The organism is Pseudomonas sp. FBCC-B1667 (assembly GCF_059133255.1).
In genome coordinates this window covers 3,082,531-3,101,239 of record NZ_CP101437.1, presented here as the reverse complement: position 1 = coordinate 3,101,239, position 18,709 = coordinate 3,082,531, and the positions used below count along the sequence as shown (strand labels likewise).

The 18,709-nt window shown below is 60.3% G+C and carries 12 protein-coding genes; 4 read left to right on the top strand and 8 right to left on the bottom strand.

Annotated features, from left to right (window positions below):
- Positions 1-6: 6 nt before the first annotated feature.
- A complete protein-coding gene (locus NL116_RS14080) occupies positions 7-2,001 on the bottom strand; it encodes an alpha-1,4-glucan--maltose-1-phosphate maltosyltransferase (RefSeq protein WP_494377692.1) in 1,995 nt (664 codons plus the stop codon).
- Positions 2,002-2,199: 198 nt separating this feature from the next.
- On the opposite strand from NL116_RS14080, the gene NL116_RS14075 reads away from it, so the two are divergent.
- Positions 2,200-2,364, top strand: a complete 165-nt coding sequence (locus tag NL116_RS14075; protein ID WP_494377691.1) for a hypothetical protein — start codon at positions 2,200-2,202, stop codon at positions 2,362-2,364.
- 9 nt (positions 2,365-2,373) lie between these two features.
- Here NL116_RS14075 and NL116_RS14070 read toward each other — a convergent pair whose 3' ends face one another.
- Positions 2,374-2,874 carry an MgtC/SapB family protein gene (locus NL116_RS14070; protein WP_494377690.1) on the bottom strand — a complete coding sequence of 167 codons (501 nt, stop codon included), beginning with the start codon at positions 2,872-2,874 and terminating at the stop codon, positions 2,374-2,376.
- Between the two features lie 119 nt (positions 2,875-2,993).
- Here NL116_RS14070 and NL116_RS14065 point away from each other — a divergent pair, with 119 nt between their 5' ends.
- The 3 genes from NL116_RS14065 to mapR all read left to right on the top strand — a co-directional run bounded on the left by NL116_RS14065 (position 2,994) and on the right by mapR (position 6,364).
- Positions 2,994-3,227 (top strand): DUF3203 family protein, encoded by a 234-nt coding sequence (locus NL116_RS14065; protein ID WP_494377689.1) that lies wholly within the window; start codon positions 2,994-2,996, stop codon positions 3,225-3,227.
- A 193-nt stretch (positions 3,228-3,420) separates the two neighbouring features.
- Complete coding sequence (gene ccoG, locus NL116_RS14060; protein WP_494377688.1) at positions 3,421-4,851, top strand: cytochrome c oxidase accessory protein CcoG; 1,431 nt, start codon at positions 3,421-3,423, stop codon at positions 4,849-4,851.
- Positions 4,852-4,954: 103 nt separating this feature from the next.
- Positions 4,955-6,364, top strand: coding sequence for a GntR family transcriptional regulator MpaR (gene mapR / locus NL116_RS14055; protein WP_494377687.1), 1,410 nt, complete (start codon positions 4,955-4,957; stop codon positions 6,362-6,364).
- A gap of 132 nt (positions 6,365-6,496) precedes the next feature.
- Here the strand turns inward: mapR and NL116_RS14050 are convergent, their stop codons facing one another.
- The 6 genes from NL116_RS14050 to NL116_RS14025 all read right to left on the bottom strand — a co-directional run bounded on the left by NL116_RS14050 (position 6,497) and on the right by NL116_RS14025 (position 18,613).
- Positions 6,497-7,243, bottom strand: a complete 747-nt coding sequence (locus NL116_RS14050; protein ID WP_494377686.1) for an SDR family oxidoreductase — start codon at positions 7,241-7,243, stop codon at positions 6,497-6,499.
- A gap of 119 nt (positions 7,244-7,362) precedes the next feature.
- Positions 7,363-9,444 carry a putative bifunctional diguanylate cyclase/phosphodiesterase gene (locus tag NL116_RS14045; protein ID WP_494377685.1) on the bottom strand — a complete coding sequence of 694 codons (2,082 nt, stop codon included), beginning with the start codon at positions 9,442-9,444 and terminating at the stop codon, positions 7,363-7,365.
- A 169-nt stretch (positions 9,445-9,613) separates the two neighbouring features.
- Positions 9,614-11,095 (bottom strand): efflux transporter outer membrane subunit, encoded by a 1,482-nt coding sequence (locus NL116_RS14040; protein WP_494377684.1) that lies wholly within the window; start codon positions 11,093-11,095, stop codon positions 9,614-9,616.
- On the bottom strand, positions 11,092-14,199 hold the full coding sequence (locus NL116_RS14035; RefSeq protein WP_494377683.1) for an efflux RND transporter permease subunit: 3,108 nt from the start codon (positions 14,197-14,199) through the stop codon (positions 11,092-11,094). The genes NL116_RS14040 and NL116_RS14035 overlap by 4 nt, the downstream gene beginning before the upstream one ends.
- Positions 14,196-17,300, bottom strand: coding sequence for an MdtB/MuxB family multidrug efflux RND transporter permease subunit (locus NL116_RS14030; protein ID WP_494377682.1), 3,105 nt, complete (start codon positions 17,298-17,300; stop codon positions 14,196-14,198). Before NL116_RS14030 ends, NL116_RS14035 begins: the two co-directional genes overlap by 4 nt.
- Positions 17,297-18,613 (bottom strand): MdtA/MuxA family multidrug efflux RND transporter periplasmic adaptor subunit, encoded by a 1,317-nt coding sequence (locus tag NL116_RS14025; protein WP_494377681.1) that lies wholly within the window; start codon positions 18,611-18,613, stop codon positions 17,297-17,299. Before NL116_RS14025 ends, NL116_RS14030 begins: the two co-directional genes overlap by 4 nt.
- Positions 18,614-18,709 lie beyond the last annotated feature (96 nt).

Genomic DNA, 18,709 nt, shown 5'->3' with positions numbered 1-18,709 from the left:
TGCGTTCTAGACAGTGATTCGCCAGATGCCGAACGGCTGATACGCCGGATCGATGCGCATGAACTGGTACTTGCCATACCAGGTCCAGCGATGCCCGTTCATCAAGTCTTCGCCCTGGGTGCTGGCGTCGTCGGGCAAGCCCATTTCCCACAGGGGCAATTCGAAATTCGCTTCCTGGACGTTATGCGGATCAAGGCTCACCGCCACCAGAATGAAGTTACTGCCGTCCGCGCTGCGCTTGCCGAAATACAAGATGTTGTCGTTCCACGCGTTGTAGACCTTCAGGCCCAGGTGCGTATGCAGGGCCGGGTTCTGCCGGCGGATACGGTTGAGCTGCGCGATCTCGGCAATGATGTTGCCCGGCGCGTTGAAATCCCGTGGGCGAATCTCGTATTTCTCGGAATCGAGGTACTCCTCTTTGCCCGGAATCGGCGCCGACTCACAGAGTTCAAAGCCTGAATACATGCCCCACAAGCCAGAGCCCATGGTCGCCAGCGCCGCTCGAATCAGAAAGCCGGCACGCCCCGATTCATGCAGGAAGAACGGATTGATGTCCGGCGTGTTGACGAAGAAGTTCGGCCGGTAGCATTCGCGCCACGGCGATTCATTCAGCTCAGTGAAATACGTCGCCAGTTCATGCTTGGTGTTACGCCAGGTGAAATAGGTGTAGCTCTGCGAATACCCGACCTTGCCCAGCCGCGCCATCATCGCCGGCGTGGTGAAGGCTTCCGCGAGAAAAATCACTTCGGGGTGCAGCGCGCGAACATCGGCAATCAGCCATTGCCAGAACGGCAGCGGTTTGGTGTGCGGGTTGTCGACGCGAAAGATCTTCACGCCCTCCTCGACCCAACCGACCACGATGTCGCGCAGTTCGACCCACAGACTGGGAATCGCCTCGGCCGCATAGAAATCAACGTTGACGATGTCCTGGTATTTCTTCGGCGGGTTCTCGGCGTATTTGATCGTGCCGTCCGGCCGCCAGTTGAACCAGCCTGGGTGCTGCTGCAGCCATGGGTGGTCCTGTGAACACTGAATGGCAAAGTCGAGGGCGATTTCCAGTCCGTAGTCCGCCGCGGTTGCAATCAGTCGGCGGAAGTCTTCGCGGGTCCCCAGTTCTGAGTGAATCGCCTCGTGACCGCCCTCTTCGCTGCCAATCGCATAGGGACTGCCGGGATCGTCGGGACCTGCTGTCAGGGAGTTGTTCGGGCCTTTACGGAAACTGCGGCCAATCGGATGGATCGGCGGAAAGTACAGCACGTCGAAGCCCATGTCCTGAATCATCGGCAACCGCGAGTGCACATCATTGAAGGTGCCGTGACGGGCCGGATCGTCTGTGATCGAGCGCGGAAACAACTCATACCAACTGGCGAACTGTGCCAGCTCCCGTTCGACATCCAGCGGGAACTCGGGGCTGAGACTGACAAACGCACGATGATCGGCCTGCGCCATCAGCTCGGCGCTACGCTGCTGCAGAAACAGTGCCACCTGCTCGTTTTCGAGCAGGCCGGACAATTCGTGGTGCAGCGCCGCCAGTTGTTCGCTCAACTCGCCGTCGCTGCGCTCGGCAGCCTGCTGGACTTGTGTGCGCCCCTCCTGCAACTCAAGACTGACCGGGACTCGCGCCGCGTGCTTCTTCTCCAGCTCATAACAGAAGCTGGCGAACTGATCGATCCAGGCTTCGATGCAAAACAGGTAGCGCCCCTGACGCTCGACGCGCAACTGGGCTTGCCAACCGTTATTGCCCAGCTCCGTCATGACTACGCTTTGCCAGACGTCGTCGCCTTCGGCACGCCAGCGCACCCGCACGGCCAGCTTGTCGTGACCGTCGGCAAACACTTTGCTGGTCACCACCACGTCCTGACCGACCACAGCTTTGACGGCAAACTGTCCGCCATCGAGGGTCGGCTGGGTGTTTTCAATCGCGATTCGCGGTAGCAGCAACGCCTGCGACAGCGGCATGTGAGGGTTATAGTTCAGCTCTGTCGGTTTTTCAGCAGTCATCGAGCATCTCTCCTTTACGCCCCATGGACGCTCTTGTACCGGATGTTCCCAGAATTGATTCACTTAGGTTGGGAGCCACCGGCTGCGATAAAAGTTCAGAGGGAATGGCCCTGACGTTTTGCGGGGAATCAATTCCCGCGTCAGGAGGTCAATCCACTTAAGCACGACTTACGCCATGTGCCACTGGAGGCTTGAATAATGAGTATTCCAATCCCTGCCGAAACACCTGACCCGAACATCGACAGCCCGGTCATTCCACCGATCGATCCGGACCCTGTGCCCGAACAAGAACCGCCCGGCACCCAACCGCCGCCTCGGGAAGAACCGCCGAGCACGATGCCGCCGGTGATTGTGAAGCCCTGATCATGACAATTACGGCGTCTGATCCTTCTCAAACAGTCGCACGATCTTTGGCATCACGCTGAAAATCGCCAACGCCAACAACGTACTGACCACCGCCGTCGACTCCCGGCCCAAGCCGGCCGATACGCCGATAGCAGCGGTCATCCACAACCCGGCGGCGGTGGTCAGGCCTTTGACGTGGCCTTCATCGCCTTCCTGGTTTTTCAGGATCGTGCCGGCGCCGAGGAAGCCGATGCCGGCGATCACGCCTTGCACCACCCGGCTCATGGCATCGGCCTGGGAGCCAGACATCTGCGGTACCAGCACAAACAATGCGGCACCGAGGGCCACCAGCATGTGGGTGCGTACCCCGGCGGCCTTGCCCTTGTGTTCGCGCTCGAAACCGAGGATGCCACCCAGCACCGCCGCCATCAGCAGGCGCACGGTAATGCGTGTCAATTGGGACGCGTCACCAATGTCGGCGAACTCCGCTTGCAGCGTTACCCAAACCTCATGCCACCAGGCGTTCATGCTGCGTTCCTTGAGCCGATTGTTAGAGATGGACCGCGCCGACCATTAATCGGTTGCACCGAACGATGACCGACGCGTGCGCCCTAAGGTTAAGTACCCGCAGAAAAAAGGACCTCACCATGACCGTGCGCATCGAAAACGAGACCTGCTTCTTCACTACCGAAAACGGCGAGGAAATCCGCCTGTGCCCAGACGTCACCATCGTCACCGACTCGGAAAAATCCATGTCAGCGGTCGACGTGAACGGCCAGCGCCTCTACATCACCGAAGCAGAAGCCGATGCACTGACCGTAGCAGGCGCAGTGGACGGTCGCCGGCATTTGAAGGCCACGGACAGTGATTCGGTGATTTGACTGACGTCGATCCACACCCGACGCGGGCTTGAGACAGGCCCCTGCGTCCTGCCCGGGCGGGTGCTTCAAGTTGTCGCACAGCGCGGATCAGCGCTCATCTGATCCGCTTTTTTATGCAATACCTGAGTCTGTTATGCAAACAGATCGACGCTCATAGTGCGCTGGCCTGATGGAGGCTGACGAGCGACAGACCATGAGCGATAGAATCCCCGTCCGATTAGTTGAAAGCGCCCCTGCAGTGCAAACGTTTGAGCCTTCGCGTGCAAAGACGAAGGCCAGGTCCAGCGACAACCTGATCCACACCCGTAGCTTCACCGGCCTGTTCCGCACCTTGCGACTGAGCGGTGCGGGATTTCTGTTTTTGCTGTTTTTCGGCACGGTGTGGCTGAACTGGGGCGACCGCCAAGCGGTGCTCTGGGACCTTTCCGAAAGCAAATTCCACATTTTTGGCGCGACCTTCTGGCCGCAGGATTTCATCCTGCTTTCGGCGCTGCTGATCATCGCTGCGTTCGGCCTGTTTGCGATCACCGTGTTCGCAGGCAGAGTCTGGTGCGGTTACACCTGCCCGCAGAGTTCCTGGACCTGGATCTTCATGTGGTGCGAAAAAATCACCGAAGGCGAGCGCAACCAGCGCATCAAGCTGCAAGCCGCACCGTGGGGCTTGAATAAACTGCTGCGCCGTTGCGCCAAGCACACGCTGTGGCTGGCAATCAGCCTGCTGACCGGCCTGACGTTTGTCGGCTATTTCACCCCGATCCGGCCGCTGGCTGAAGAACTGCTGACTTGGCAAATGGGCGGCATCAGCCTGTTCTGGGTACTGTTCTTTACCGGTGCCACTTACATCAATGCCGGCTGGCTGCGCGAAGCCGTGTGCATGCACATGTGTCCGTATGCGCGATTCCAGAGCGTGATGTTCGACAAAGACACCCTGACCATTTCGTATGACGCGGCCCGCGGCGAAAACCGTGGTCCGCGCAAACGCGAGGTGATACCGACCGAGGTCGGGCTGGGTGATTGCATCGACTGTCAGCTGTGCGTGCAGGTCTGCCCGACCGGTATCGACATCCGCGACGGCTTGCAGATGGAGTGCATCGGTTGTGCCGCGTGCATCGACGCTTGCGACTCGATCATGGACAAAATGGGCTACGCCCGTGGGCTGATCAGCTACACCTCCGAGCATCAGTTGCAGGGGGGCAAGACGCACCTGCTGCGGCCACGGCTGATCGGATATACGGCGGTGCTGTTGGTGATGATCGGCGCCCTCGTCCTCGCATTGGTGGAGCGGCCGATGGTCTCGCTGGATGTCAGCAAGGACCGTGGGTTGTTTCGTGAAAACAGTCAGGGGCAGATCGAAAACATCTACAGCCTGAAAGTGATCAACAAGACCCAACTGCGTCAGGATTATCATGTGAGCCTCGTCAATAGCGACGGCTTCCAGTTGCAAGGCAAAACGCAACTGAGCCTGGCGCCGGGCGAGATTGTCGATGTGCCGGTGTCGGTGGCGATGACCACGGATCGGCCGAGCAGTAGCTCGCAGACGATCATGTTCAAGATTGAAGACAGCGATGAGCCGGGTATTTATAGCGAAGCGAACAGCCGGTTTGTTGCGCCGATGAATCGTTGATCCCTTAGACTGCGGTGGCCTGTGGAAAGCAGTTTCTTACGGCGAGGGAACTTTCCCCTCACCATAAGGTGCACCACACGAATAACTCCAACTCGGGCACACGATGAAACGCTACGAAAAATTCGCCGACGACATCGCTGAACTGATTCGCTCCGGTGTCCTCGGCCCCGGCCAGCGCGTGCCGTCGGTGCGCTACGCCAGCCAGACCTATGGTGTGAGCCCCTCCACGGTGTTCCAGGCCTACTACCTGCTCGAACGCCGTGGCCTGATCCGCGCCCGGCCGCGCTCTGGCTACTTCGTCAACGTCCATGCACCGAGCCCGTTTTCGGAGCCGGTGATCAGCAGCCAGGTCAACGAGTCCACCCAGGTCGACGTCAGCGAACTGGTGTTCTCGGTGCTCGACTCGATAAAGGACCCAAACACCGTCCCGTTCGGCTCCGCCTTCCCCAGCCCGACCCTGTTCCCGTTGCAGCGTCTGTCGCGCTCGCTGGCCAGCGCTTCCCGGGAGATGGACCCGCGCATGGTCGTCACCGACATGTCGCCGGGCAACCCACAATTGCGTCGGCAAATTGCCCTGCGCTACATGGTCGGCGGGCTGAGGTTGCCAATGGAAGAGCTGCTGATCACCAACGGCGCCCTCGAAGCCTTGAACCTGTGCCTGCAAGCGGTCACCGAGCCCGGCGATCTGGTGGCGATTGAAGCACCAGCGTTCTACGCCTGCCTGCAAATACTCGAACGGTTGAAGCTCAAGGCCGTGGAAATCCCGGTGCACCCTCGAGATGGCATTGACCTCGGGGTACTGGCCCAGACGCTAGAGCGCCATCCGATCAAAGTCTGCTGGTGCATGACCAGCTTCCAGAACCCGATGGGCGCAACCATGCCCGAGGCGAAAAAACAGGCACTGGTGGAATTGCTCCGTCGCCATCAGGTGCCGCTGATCGAAGACGACGTCTACGCCGAGCTGTATTACGGGCAACAAGCGCCGAAACCGGCCAAGGCGTTTGATACCGAAGGGCTGGTGATGCACTGCGGCTCGTTCGCCAAAAGCCTCGCCCCCGGTTATCGCATCGGATGGGTGGCGGCCGGACGCTACGCGCAGAAGATCGAACGCTTGAAACTCATGACCTCACTCTGCGCCTCGATGCCCGCGCAGGCAGCCATCGCCGATTATCTGCAACACGGCGGTTACGACCGGCATTTGCGTAAATTGCGTTATGCGCTGGAAGAACAGCAAAGCGCCATGCTCGCCGCCATCGCCCGCTACTTTCCGGCCCAGACGCGCGTCAGCCAACCGGCCGGCGGTTACTTTTTGTGGCTGGAGCTGCCGCCGCAGATGGATTCGCTGAAGTTGTTCCAGATGGCCTTGGCGCAGGGCATCAGCATTGCGCCGGGGCCGATTTTTTCGCCGACGCAACGGTTCAGAAATTGTATTCGGCTGAATTACGGCAGTCCGTGGACCGAGGATTCGGAGAAGGCGATGGAAACGTTGGGGCGGATTGTGCGGTCGTTCTGAAAGATTGATGTCGTCAGGGCTATCGTCTTCGCGAGCAGGCTCGCTCCCACAGGTCCTGTGCCCACTGAAGATCCACTGTGGGAGCGGGCTTGCTCGCGAAGAGGCCAGTACAGGCAATACAAAAGCTATGAATTAACGCCCACCGCCGAGATCAACAAACGTCCCGGTCGCATAAGAAGCCTTGTCCGACAGCAACCACACGATCGCCTCTGCCACTTCATCCGGCCTTCCACCGCGAGCCATCGGAATCGCCGACTCAAGCTTGCTGACCCGGTCCGGATCCCCGCTCAGTGCATGGAAGTCGGTGAAGATAAACCCCGGCCGCACGGCGTTGACGCGAATGCCCTCGCCCGCGACTTCCTTGGACAAGCCAATGGTGAAGCTGTCCAGCGCACCTTTGGACGCGGCGTAATCCACGTACTCGTTGGGCGAGCCCAAACGCGAGGCCACCGACGACACGTTGACGATGCTGCCACCCTGGCCGCCGTGTTTGGGCGACATGCGCAGGATCGCGTGCTTGGCGCAGAGGATCGGCGCGAGGACGTTGGTCTTGAGAATCCTGAGAATACGGAATTCGGACATTTCATCGACCCGGGACTTGTGCCCGACGGTGCCGGCGTTGTTCACCAGTGCCGTGACCCGGCCCAGTTCAGTGTCGACGCGGTGGAACAGAGCGATCACTTCATCTTCGATGCTGACATCGGCGCGCACCGCAATGGCTTGGGCGCCCAGCGCGCGGACTTGCTCCAGCACACTTTGCGCAGCGGACTCGTCAGACTGGTAGTTGATACAGATCCGATAGCCCTGTTTGGCAGCCAGCAACGCGGTGGCAGCACCAATGCCGCGGCCGCCACCGGTGATGACGATGACTTTGTCCATGTTTGCGTTCCCCCAAAACCCAGCGTAAGCAATCGGGATCTAGAATAACCGCCATTGCCGGCTTTTGCATGGGCTCACATCAACAGATCCCACCCACCTGTTCCACGCCTGCGAAGATCTCAGGCCGTGGTCAGTTGCTCTGCGCGCAGGATGTCGACCATGAAACGGTCGGCCGGCAGCGGGTGTCCGAGCAGATATCCCTGCAACGAATCACATCCCAGTCTGGTCAGGAAGTCTTGCTGTACGCCGGTTTCGACGCCTTCAGCCACGATTCGCAAGCCCAGCGCCTGACCGAGGGCGACGATCGCCGAGACAATGGCAGCGTCGTCGCTGTCGTGTTCCAGGTCGCGGACGAAACCGCGGTCGATCTTCAACTCGTTGGCCGGCAGTCGCTTGAGGTACATCAGGCTCGAATAGCCTGTTCCGAAGTCATCGATGGACAGGTCGACGCCCATGGCCGAGAGTTCCTGCAGCACCGTCATGCTCGCATCGGCGTCGCTCATGGCAGTGGTTTCGGTGATTTCCAGGGTCAGGCTATTGGCCGGTAGCCGATGGGTGCTCAGGGCCTTCGCCACACTTTGGACCAGACCGGTGTGGCAGAACTGCAATGCCGAGAGGTTTACCGCGATCCGCCAGTCGGTGTAGCCCAGCACATACCATTCACGCATTTGTCGGCAGGCTTCGTTGAGTACCCATTCACCGATCGGGATGATCAGTCCGGTTTTCTCCGCCAGGTCGATAAACGTGTCCGGCAGGATGATGCCCCGCGTCGGGTGCTCCCAACGCAGCAGCGCTTCGGCGCCCACCGGACGGCCATTCATCGCGTCGAACTTGGGCTGGTAAAAGAGGCTGAATTGCTTTTGCTCGAGCGCATTGCGCAGGTCTTGCAACAATTGCAGTTGCTTGCGCGCGTTGCTGTTCATCGAGGCGTCGAAGAAGCTGTAGCCGTTTTTCCCGGCACCCTTGGCGTGATACATCGCGGCGTCGGCGTTCATCAGCAGGTCCTGGGCGGTCTGGCCGTTACCCGGATACAGCGCGATGCCGACGCTGGCAGAAATTTGCAAGTCATGTTCAGCCACCCGGAACGAACGAGCAATCAAACCGACCTGACGCGCCGCCAGGCTCAGCGCATCATCCGGCTCGGCAAGCCGCACCAGCAGCACGAATTCATCACCACCGATACGGGCCAATGTGTCCTGGCTGCGCAGATCCTCACGCAGGCGCAGCCCGACTTCCCGCAACAACTGATCACCCATGTGGTGTCCATAGGCGTCATTGACCGGTTTGAAGCCGTCCAGGTCGATGAACATCAACGCGAAACAACCGCCCTGCTCCTTGACCTTGGACATCGCCTGTTCGATGCGGTCGGCCAGCAAGACGCGATTGGGTAAACCGGTCAGGGGATCGTGCAAGGCCAGTTGGGTCAGTTCGCGGTTGGCCTCAGTCAGCGAGCGCGCGAGGTCAGCGGTGCGCGCTTCCAACCGCGCATCGAGCACCGACGTCAGCAAGGCGATGCTCAACACGGCCAGCGTGGTGATCAGTACCAGATTGTCCAGCCCCTTGCCGTTCAAGCCGTTGACGGCCGCCCCACAGAAACTGCCGTCCGGGAAGCGCGCTGCCGCCATGCCGGTGTAGTGCATGCCGACAATGGCGATACCCATGATCACTGCTGCACCGCCGCGGATCACACCGACATAGGGCGTGTGCCGGCGCAGGCGGAAAGCGATCCAGAGCGCAGCACCTGAGGCGGCAACAGCAATCAGTAGCGAAGTGCCAAACAGCGTCGGGTCGTAATCAATCCCCGGTTGCATGCGCATGGCTGCCATGCCGGTGTAGTGCATCGCACTGATCCCGGCGCCCATCACGAGCGCGCCAAATGCCAGCTGCCACGCCGGCAATTTCGGCTGACTGACAAGCCAAAGGGCAAAGCCGCAAGAGAGGATGGCGGTCAGCAGCGACAGGAAGGTAATCGTGAGGTCGTAACCCAGATCAATCGGCAAGTTGAACGCGAGCATGCCGATGAAGTGCATCGACCACACGCCAATGCCCATGGCGAAGGCACCGCCCGCCGTCCAGAAATGCACGGCCCGGCCTTTGGCCGTGGCGATGCGTCCGGTCATGTCGAGCGCGGTATAGGAGGCGAGAATCGCCACACAGAGGGAAATGATAACCAGGGTGGGTGAATAGCTACCGATCAGCATGAGACTTCTCGCGGGCGCCCGCCGTAGAGCATTCTTACTCGGGGGGCAAATGCGGGCGATTGTACTGATTGCGCAAAAGAACGCACTGACAAAATAAGCAAATGGCCATCAACCCGATGAAACGCTTGTTTGATGCCCCGTAACGCCTGCATTCCAGTGATCGTGGTGGTTATTTGTTCTCGCTGACCTGCAACGCCCCGTCCCAACCGCCGCCCAGCGCGGCGATCAACTGCACACTGGCAATCAACCGGCTCTGCAAAAGATCCAACACGTTACGCTCGTTACTCAATGCCGTAGCTTGAACCACCACCACATCCAGATACGCAATCAAACCGGCCTTGTACTGATTCTGGGTCAGACGCAACGACATACGCGCCGCCTCCAGCGCCTCTTGGCGCACGCCGGCTTCCTGCTCGAGCACTTTGAGCTGCACCAAATAGTTTTCCACTTCGCGGAAGCCATCAAGCACGGTCTGACGGTACTTGGCCACGGTCTCGTCGTACGCCGCTTCGCTGCGATCGACTTCTGCCGAAAGCTGGCCGCCATCAAACAAGGTCATGGCCATCTGCGGCCCGACCGACCAGAAACGGTTGGGCACGCTGATCCAGTTGGAATAGGTGCTGCTGCTATACCCGCCGTTCAGGCTCAAGGTGAAATCCGGGTAATACGCGGCCTTGGCCACGCCGATGTTGGCGTTGGCTGCCATCACCGAGCGTTCGGCGGAGGCAATGTCCGGGCGACGTTCCAGCAGTTGCGAAGGCAGGCCTACCGGCACTTCGGGCAAGGTCGGGAGGGTGGTGGTTTCGGCCAGGCTGAACTCGGCGGGAGGCAGCCCGATCAACACGGCAATGGCGTTCTCGAACTGGGCACGCTGCCAGATCAGGTCAACCATGTCCGCTTGGGTGCTTTTGAGTTGTGTCTGCGCTTGCGCCACGGCGTCCCGGCCGGAGACACCGGCGCGGTATTGGTTTTCAGTCATGGTCAGCGAACGCTGATAGGCCTCGACCGTGGATTCCAGCAAGCGTTTTTGTTCGTCGATCACCCGCAATTGCAGGTAGTTCTGCACCAGCTCGGACTGCTGGCTCAGTCGCATCGCGGCCAGGTCAGCAAAGCTTGCCTGGGCATTGGCGGTGTCGGCTTCAAGGCCTCGACGCAGTTTGCCCCATACGTCCGCCTCCCAGCTGACCCCGGCCTGGGCGGTGTAGGTGTCACGAATACCGCTGGAGGAACTGGTCAGGCTCGAATTGCTGCTCCCGGTGCCTTGGCTTGAACGGTTTTTGCCGACGGTCAAATCCACTGTCGGAAAAAACGCCCCGCGCGCACTGCGCACCAGGGCCTGGGCCTGACGGTATTGGGCCTCGGACTGGGCCACCGTCTGGTTGGAGCGGTTGAGTTGCTCGATCAGACCGTTGAGCTGCTGATCGCCGTACAACTCCCACCAGGCACCGCGCGCCAGGGAGTCGCTCGGGCTGGCTTGACGCCAGCCGGCCGCTTCCTTGTATTGCACGGGCGCGGCAGCTTGTGGGCGCTGATAGTCCGGCCCGACAGCACAAGCGCTGAGCATCGCCACGCACAGCGCCAGGCTCAACAGACGCGAGCCTCGGGCGGCGGCCAGCGGAAAGGCCAGATTTATAAGCGAACGGTCAGTCATAGCGGAGTTTCCAGAGCAGCATCAGTACGTACCCCACGCCATTTATTGAAGCGATGGCGCAGTTTATCGAGATAGAGGTAAACCACCGGAGTGGTGTAAAGAGTCAGCACCTGGCTGAAGATCAGCCCGCCAATAATGGTCAGGCCCAAAGGCTGGCGCATTTCCGCTCCTTCGGCCCGGCTCAGCAGCAACGGCACGGCACCGAGGATCGCCGCCAGCGTGGTCATCAGGATCGGGCGCAAACGTTGCAGACAGGCACTGCGAATCGACTCCAACGGTGCCAGGCCTTGATGGCGTTCGAGTTGCAGTGCGAGGTCGATCATCAGAATGGCGTTTTTCTTCACCACCCCGATCAGCAAAAACAGCCCGAGCAAAGAGATCAGGCTGAACTCGCCGCCCAGTGCATAGATCGACAGCAACGCGCCGACCCCGGCCGACGGCAAGGTCGAGAGTATCGTCAGCGGATGAATGTAGCTTTCATACAGCACACCCAACACCAGATAGACCGCCAACAGCGCCCCGAGAATCATCCAGGGCTGGCTCTTCTGGGTCGCGGCGAACGCATCGGCGGTGCCGGCCATTTTTGCGATCACATCTTCAGGCAGCCCGAGTTTGGCAATCGCCCGTTCGATGGCGGCTGAGCCCTGCTCCACCGTCACCCCTTCGGCCATGTCAAACGACAGGCTTTCGGAGGCAAATTGACCCTCATGGCTGACCCGATCGTTCTCCAGGCTGGCTTCGTAGTGGGCGATGGTCGACAACGGAATCCGGGCGCCGTCGGCGGTAATCACTTGCACTTGCTTGAGCGTAATCGGGTCCTGGGCGTATTTCGGATCGACTTCCATTACCACCTGATACTGGTTGAGGCTGTCGTAGATCGTCGAAATCTGCCGCTGGCTGTAGGCGTTGTTCAGCACCGAAGTGACCATATCCATGTCGACCCCCAGGCGCTTGGCCTGATCGCGATCGACAATCAGCGTCACCTGCTGGGCACCCCGGCCTTCCCGAGCGTCAACTGCCGTCAACTCCGGCAATGCCTTGAGCGCGGTGACCACCTTCGGGTACCACTCACGCAACGCCCCCAGGTCACCACTTTGCAGAATGTAGGAATATTGCGACGAAGTCTGTTCGCGGCCACCGCCAAATTGCAGGTCCTGATCCGCCATCAGCATCAGCTGCGCGCCCGGAACCTTGGGCATTTCCTTGCGCAGGCGTTCGATGACTTTCTGCGCGGAAATGTTGCGTTCCTTGATCGGCTTCAGGCGCACCAGCATAAAAGCGTTGTTGGTGCCGTTGGTGCCACCAATGAACCCCGCGACGCTCTCCACCGCCTCGTCCTTGAGTACGGCACGGCGGAAGGTTTCCATTTTCGGCTGCATCACATTGAAAGACAGACCGTCGTCGCCACGCACGAAACCAATCAGTTGGCCGGTATCTTGCTGTGGCAAAAATGTCTTTGGAACAACCACATACAGCGCGATGTTCACACCAATAGTGACGAATAGGCTGAGCAGGGTCAGTCGGCGGTGGCGCAATACCCAGTCGAGGCTGGTCGCGTATTTGCCGACCATCCATTCGTTTGCGCGTTGGCTCCAGCGCTGCAAACGGTTTTCCTGACCCGGCGTGTGCGGCTTCAGCCAGCGGGCGCAGAGCATCGGCGTCAGGGTCAGCGAGACCACCAGCGACACCACGATGGACGCAGCCAGGGTGATGGAGAACTCGCGGAACAGACTTTCGATGATCCCGCCCATGAACAGGATCGACAGAAACACCGCCACCAACGAGACGTTCATCGAGAGCAAGGTAAAGCCGACTTCCTGAGCACCGAGGTACGCGGCCTTCATCGGCGGCACGCCTTCGTCGATGTGCCGGGTGATGTTCTCCAGCACCACGATGGCATCGTCGACCACCAGTCCGGTGGCGAGGATCAGTGCCATCAGCGACAGGTTGTTCAGCGAGAACCCGTAGAGGTACATCACGGCAAAGGTGCCCACCAGCGACACCGGCACCGCCAATGTCGGGATCAGCGAGGCGCGGAAGTTACCGAGGAACAGGAACACCACCAGAATCACCAGCGTCACCGCGATCAGCAGGGTCATTTCCGCTTCGTGCAGGGTTGCCTTGATCACCGGTGAACGGTCCATCGCCAGGTTCAGCTTGACGCTGGCCGGCAACACCGCCTGCAACGCCGGTAGCTGCGCCTTGATTTCGTTGACCGTCTCGATGATGTTGGCGCCAGCCTGACGGTTGATCACCAGCAGTACCGCCGCGTCGTCGTTGAAGAAGCCGCTGTTGTAGCGGTCCTCGACGCCGTCGCTGACCTTCGCCACATCCTTGAGGCGCAGGGCTGCGCCACCGTTGTAGTGAATGATCAACGACTCGTAATCCTTGGCTTTTTCCAGCTGATCGTTGGCCTGGACCTGCCACAACCGCTCGCTATCTTCGACCGAGCCCTTGGGCCGGCGCACGTTGGCATTGGCGATGGTATTGCGCACATCGTCCAGGGCCACGCCGTACTGGTTGAGCGCTTGCGGTTCGAGCTCAATACGCACCGCCGGCAACGAGCTGCCGCCGATCTGTACTTCGCCCACGCCCTGCACTTGCGACAGGCTCTGAGACAGGATGGTCGATGCCAAGTCGTAGAGCTGGCCCTTTTCCAGCACATCCGACGTCAGCGACAGCACCATGATCGGCGCCTGGGACGGGTTGACCTTCTTGTAGGTCGGCATGCTGCGCATCCCGCTCGGCAGCAGGTTGCGCGAGGCGTTGATCGCCGCTTGCACTTCCCGGGCAGCGCCGTTGATGTCGCGGTCGAGGTCAAATTGCAGGATCACCCGGGTCGAGCCCTGGCTGGAGCGGCTGCTCATGGTGTTGACCCCGGCGATGGTCCCGAAGGACCGTTCCAGCGGCGTGGCCACGGTGGAGGCCATGACCTCCGGACTCGCGCCGGGCAGGCTGGCCTGCACCACGATCACCGGGAAATCCATCTGCGGCAACGGCGATACCGGCAACAGGCCAAAACTCACGCCGCCCAGCAGCATGATCGCCAGGCTCAGCAACATCGTTGCGACCGGGCGCTTGATGAACGGTCCGGAGAGGTTCATGGCTGCTCTACCGCTTCCACGGCGTCAGACTTGTGGCCCCAACGTCGGCCGAGTCGGTCGAAGTACAAATAGATGACAGGCGTGGTAAACAAGGTCAGCACCTGACTCACCAGCAACCCACCGACCATCACCAAGCCCAGCGGTTGACGCAATTCCGCGCCGGAACCGGTGGCCAGCATCAGCGGCACCGCACCAAACAACGCCGCCAACGTCGTCATCAGAATCGGCCGGAAGCGCAGCAACGCAGCTTGATAGATCGCGGTCTCCGGGTCCATGCCCTGATTGCGCTCTGCATCAAGGGCGAAGTCGATCATCATGATCGCGTTCTTTTTCACGATACCGATCAGCAGAATGATGCCGATGATCGCGATCATTCCCAGATCATTGCCGCTCAGAATCAACGCCAACAACGCGCCGACTGCCGCAGACGGCAAGGTCGATAGAATGGTAATGGGGTGGATATAGCTCTCGTACAGCACGCCGAGCACGATGTACATCGTCACCACCGCGGCCAGAATCAGCAGCAAGGTGCTCGACAGCGACGCCTGGAACGCCTCGGCCGCGCCCTGGAACTGGGTCTGCACGCCAATCGGCATGCCGATGTCTTTCTGCACCTGATCGATGATCTCGACCGCATGTCCCAGCGCCACACCCGGCGCGAGGTTGAACGACATCATCACCGCCGGGAACTGGCCGATGTGAGTAATGGCCAGTTGCGCCTGCCTTTCTTCGATATGTGCCAGGCTGGACAGGCGAACCTGCCCGCCGTCCGTGGTTTTAACGTGAATCTGGTTCAGCGCATCCGGGCCGATCTTCTCGCCGGATTGCGATTGCAGAACCACGCGGTACTGGCTGGCCTGGGTGTAGATGGTCGAAATCTGCCGCTGACCGAAAGCATCGTAGAGCGCGTCGGTAATGTTCGACACCGAGACCCCGACGCGTGAAGCGGCATCGCGGTCGATCACCAGATAAACCTGCAAGCCCTTGTCCTGCAAATCGCTGGCAACGTCGGTCAGTTCTGGCCGATGGGACAACGCATCGACCAGACGGCCGCTCCACAGGGTGAGCAATTCCGAGTCCGGTGACGACATGCTGAACTGGTATTGCGTGCGGCTGACGCGGTCTTCGATGGTCAGATCCTGCACTGGCTGCATGAACAAGCGGATGCCGACCAGCTTGTCCAGTTCCGGTTGCAGGCGGGCAATGACCTCGGCCGCGCTGAGGTCACGGTTGCTGTGGGACTTGAGGTTGATCAGCAGGCGCCCGCTATTGAGTGTCGAGTTGTCACCGTCGACACCAATGTAGGACGACAGGCTTTCCACCGCCGGGTCAGCGAGGATCACCTTGGCCAACTCCTGCTGACGCTCGCTCATCGCTGCGAAGGAAATCGACTGCGGGGCCTCGGAAATACCCTGGATCACCCCGGTGTCCTGCACCGGGAAGAAGCCTTTGGGCACCACCATGTACAGGAACACGGTCAACGCCAGCGTGCCGATGGCCACCAATAATGTCAGCGGCTGGTGCTTGAGCACCCACTGCAATTTGCGCCCATAGGCCGCGATCATCCAGTCGATTGTTGCACCGCTCGCGCGGTAGAAACGGCCCTGCTCATTTTCCTTGGGTTCCCGTTTGAGCAATCGTGCGCACATCATCGGCGTCAGGGTCAGGGACACCACCAGCGAAATCAGGATCGCCACCGCCAGCGTGATCGCAAACTCGCGGAACAGGCGCCCTACCACGTCGGCCATGAACAGCAGCGGAATCAATACGGCGATCAGCGACAACGTCAGGGAAATCAGAGTGAAGCCAATCTGCTTGGCCCCCTTGAGCGCCGCATTCAGCGGGCTGTCGCCCTCTTCTATAAACCGGGAGATGTTCTCCAGCATCACGATCGCATCGTCCACCACAAAACCGGTGGCGATGGTCAGGGCCATCAGGGTCAGGTTATTCACCGAAAACCCGGCGAGGTACATCACGCCGAAGGTACCAATCAACGACAACGGCACCGCAATCGATGGAATGATCGTCGCACTGGCGCGGCGCAGAAACAGGAAGGTCACCATCACCACCAAGGCAATCGCGATCAGCAACTCATGTTGCACGTCTTTGACCGAGGCGCGGATGGTCTGGGTGCGGTCAGTCAGGACGGTAACGTCGAGGCCGGCCGGCAGGTTGTCGGTGATGCTCGGGAGCAAGGCCTTGATTCGGTCGACCACTTCGATCACGTTGGCACCTGGCTGGCGCTGAATGTTCAGCAGCACGGCCTGGTTCTCATTGGCCCACGCCGCCAGCCGTTCGTTTTCCGCGCCGTCGACGATTTCTGCCACGTCCTTGAGCCGCAATGGCGCGCCGTTGGCATAGGCCAGGATCAGATTGGCGTAGTCCTTGGGCGACGTCAGTTGATCGTTGGCATCAAGCATCGACACCCGGGTCGGGCCGTCGAAGTTGCCCTTGGGCTGGTTGACGTTGGAAGCGCCGATCAGTGTGCGCACGTCCGACAGGTTCAGACCGTTCGCCGCCAGGGCCTCGGGATTGACCTTGATCCGCACCGCCTGGCGCTGGCCACCGGCAATGCTGACCATGCCGACACCGCTGATCTGGGCGATTTTCTGCGCCATCCGCGTATCAACCAGGTCATTGAGCTTGGGCAACAACATGGTTTTAGAGGTAATGGCCAGGGTCAGCACCGGGGTGTCTGCCGGGTTGACCTTGTTGTACACCGGCGGTGCCGGCAGGTCCTTGGGCAGCAAATTGGTCGCGGCGTTGATCGCGGCTTGTACCTGTTGTTCGGCGACGTCCATGTTGATGTCGAGGCTGAACCGCAAGGTCAGCACCGACGCACCGCCCGAACTGGTCGACGCCATCTGGGTCAGGCCCGGCATTTGCCCGAACTGACGTTCCAGTGGCGCAGTGACCGCGCTGGTCATGACATCCGGGCTGGCGCCGGGATAGAGCGTCATCACGCGAATCGTCGGGTAATCGACCTGGGGCAACGCCGACACCGGCAGCAACCGATAGGCGATCAAACCGGCCAGTACAATGGCCAGCATGCTCAGGGTCGTGGCGACCGGACGAAGGATGAACAGCCGCGAGATGTTCATGCGCCGCCCTTTTTCGCCTTGTCGGCAGCGGCCGGCTCAGACACACCCGCCGCCGACTTGCCTTGCAGGTGCCCGGTCGGGGTAGTCGGCACGTCGTCGGGACTATTGACCACCTCGACTTCGCTGCCCTCCTTCAAGCGGTCGGTGCCTTCCAGTACCACTCGATCCCCTGGGGCCAGACCTTCGGTGATCACCGTGTTCGTGCCATCGCTGGCGCCGACTTTCAACTGGCGGATCGTGACCTTCTTGTCCCCGTCCAGGGCATAGGCGAAGGTGCCGTTGGTGCCGAACTGAATCGCCGCCGACGGAGCGAGCACCACACCCTTGAGGGTGTCGGCGAGCAAGTGAACGTTGACGAATTGATTAGGGAACAGGGTTTGATCGCGGTTCTCGTAGCGCGCCTTGAATTTCAGGGTGCCGGTGGTGGTGTCGATCTGGTTGTCCAGGCTCTGCAAGACGCCGGTGGCCTGCAATTTGGTGTCGCTGCGGTCCCAGGCTTCGGCGAGCAGTTTGGCCCCGGTGCGATAGCGGGCCAATACCACATCAAGGTTGTTTTCCGGCAAGGTGAAGGCGACGCTGATCGGTTGGGTCTGAGTGATGATCGCCAGCGCCGTGGTGTCATTGGCGGCGACCAGGTTGCCGACGTCGAGCTGACGCAAACCGACGCGCCCGGTAATCGGCGCACGGATCCTGGTGAATTCGAGATTGAGCTTGGCGTCGTTGACCGCCGCCTGATTGGTCTTGACGGTGCCCAAGTACTGACCGACCAGGGCTTCGGCAGTGTCCAGGGTTTGCTTGGCGATACTGTCTTCCTTGAACAGCCCGCGATAACGCTCGACATCGACCTGGGCGTTTTTCAGTTGCGCCTGGTTCTGCAGCAACGTGCCTTCGGCCTGGAGCAAGGCATTCTGGTACGGACGCGGGTCGATTTCAGCCAGCAAATCGCCCGCCTTGACCATTTGCCCTTCTTCGAAGGAAATCCTGATCAGCTCACCACCCACACGGCTGCGCACATTGATGGTGTTCAGTGCGGTAACGGTCCCCAGTGCCTTGTAGTACAGAGGGAAATCCCCCTTGACCGCAGACGCCACGCGTACAGGCACCGGACCGGTCGCCCCGCCGAAACCAGGGCGCATCCCCCCGGACCTGCCGGTATGACCGGCCACGGCTTTCTGCCCTGCGTCCTCCTTTTGAGCAGCGCCGGTGGGCCAGAATTTCCAGCACACGCCAGCGATGACCAAGAGAACTAGCAGGCCGAACAGCCAGCGACGAGGACTACGGGAAGCGGAGGATTGCATTGAATGATCAACCATTGGGCGCGTGGGCTTGTTTTACATGAGGCTGAACGATAAGCACTGGCGGGTATTAAGCAAAGCGGCTTTACCGGCAATTTACTTTCGGCTTACGTA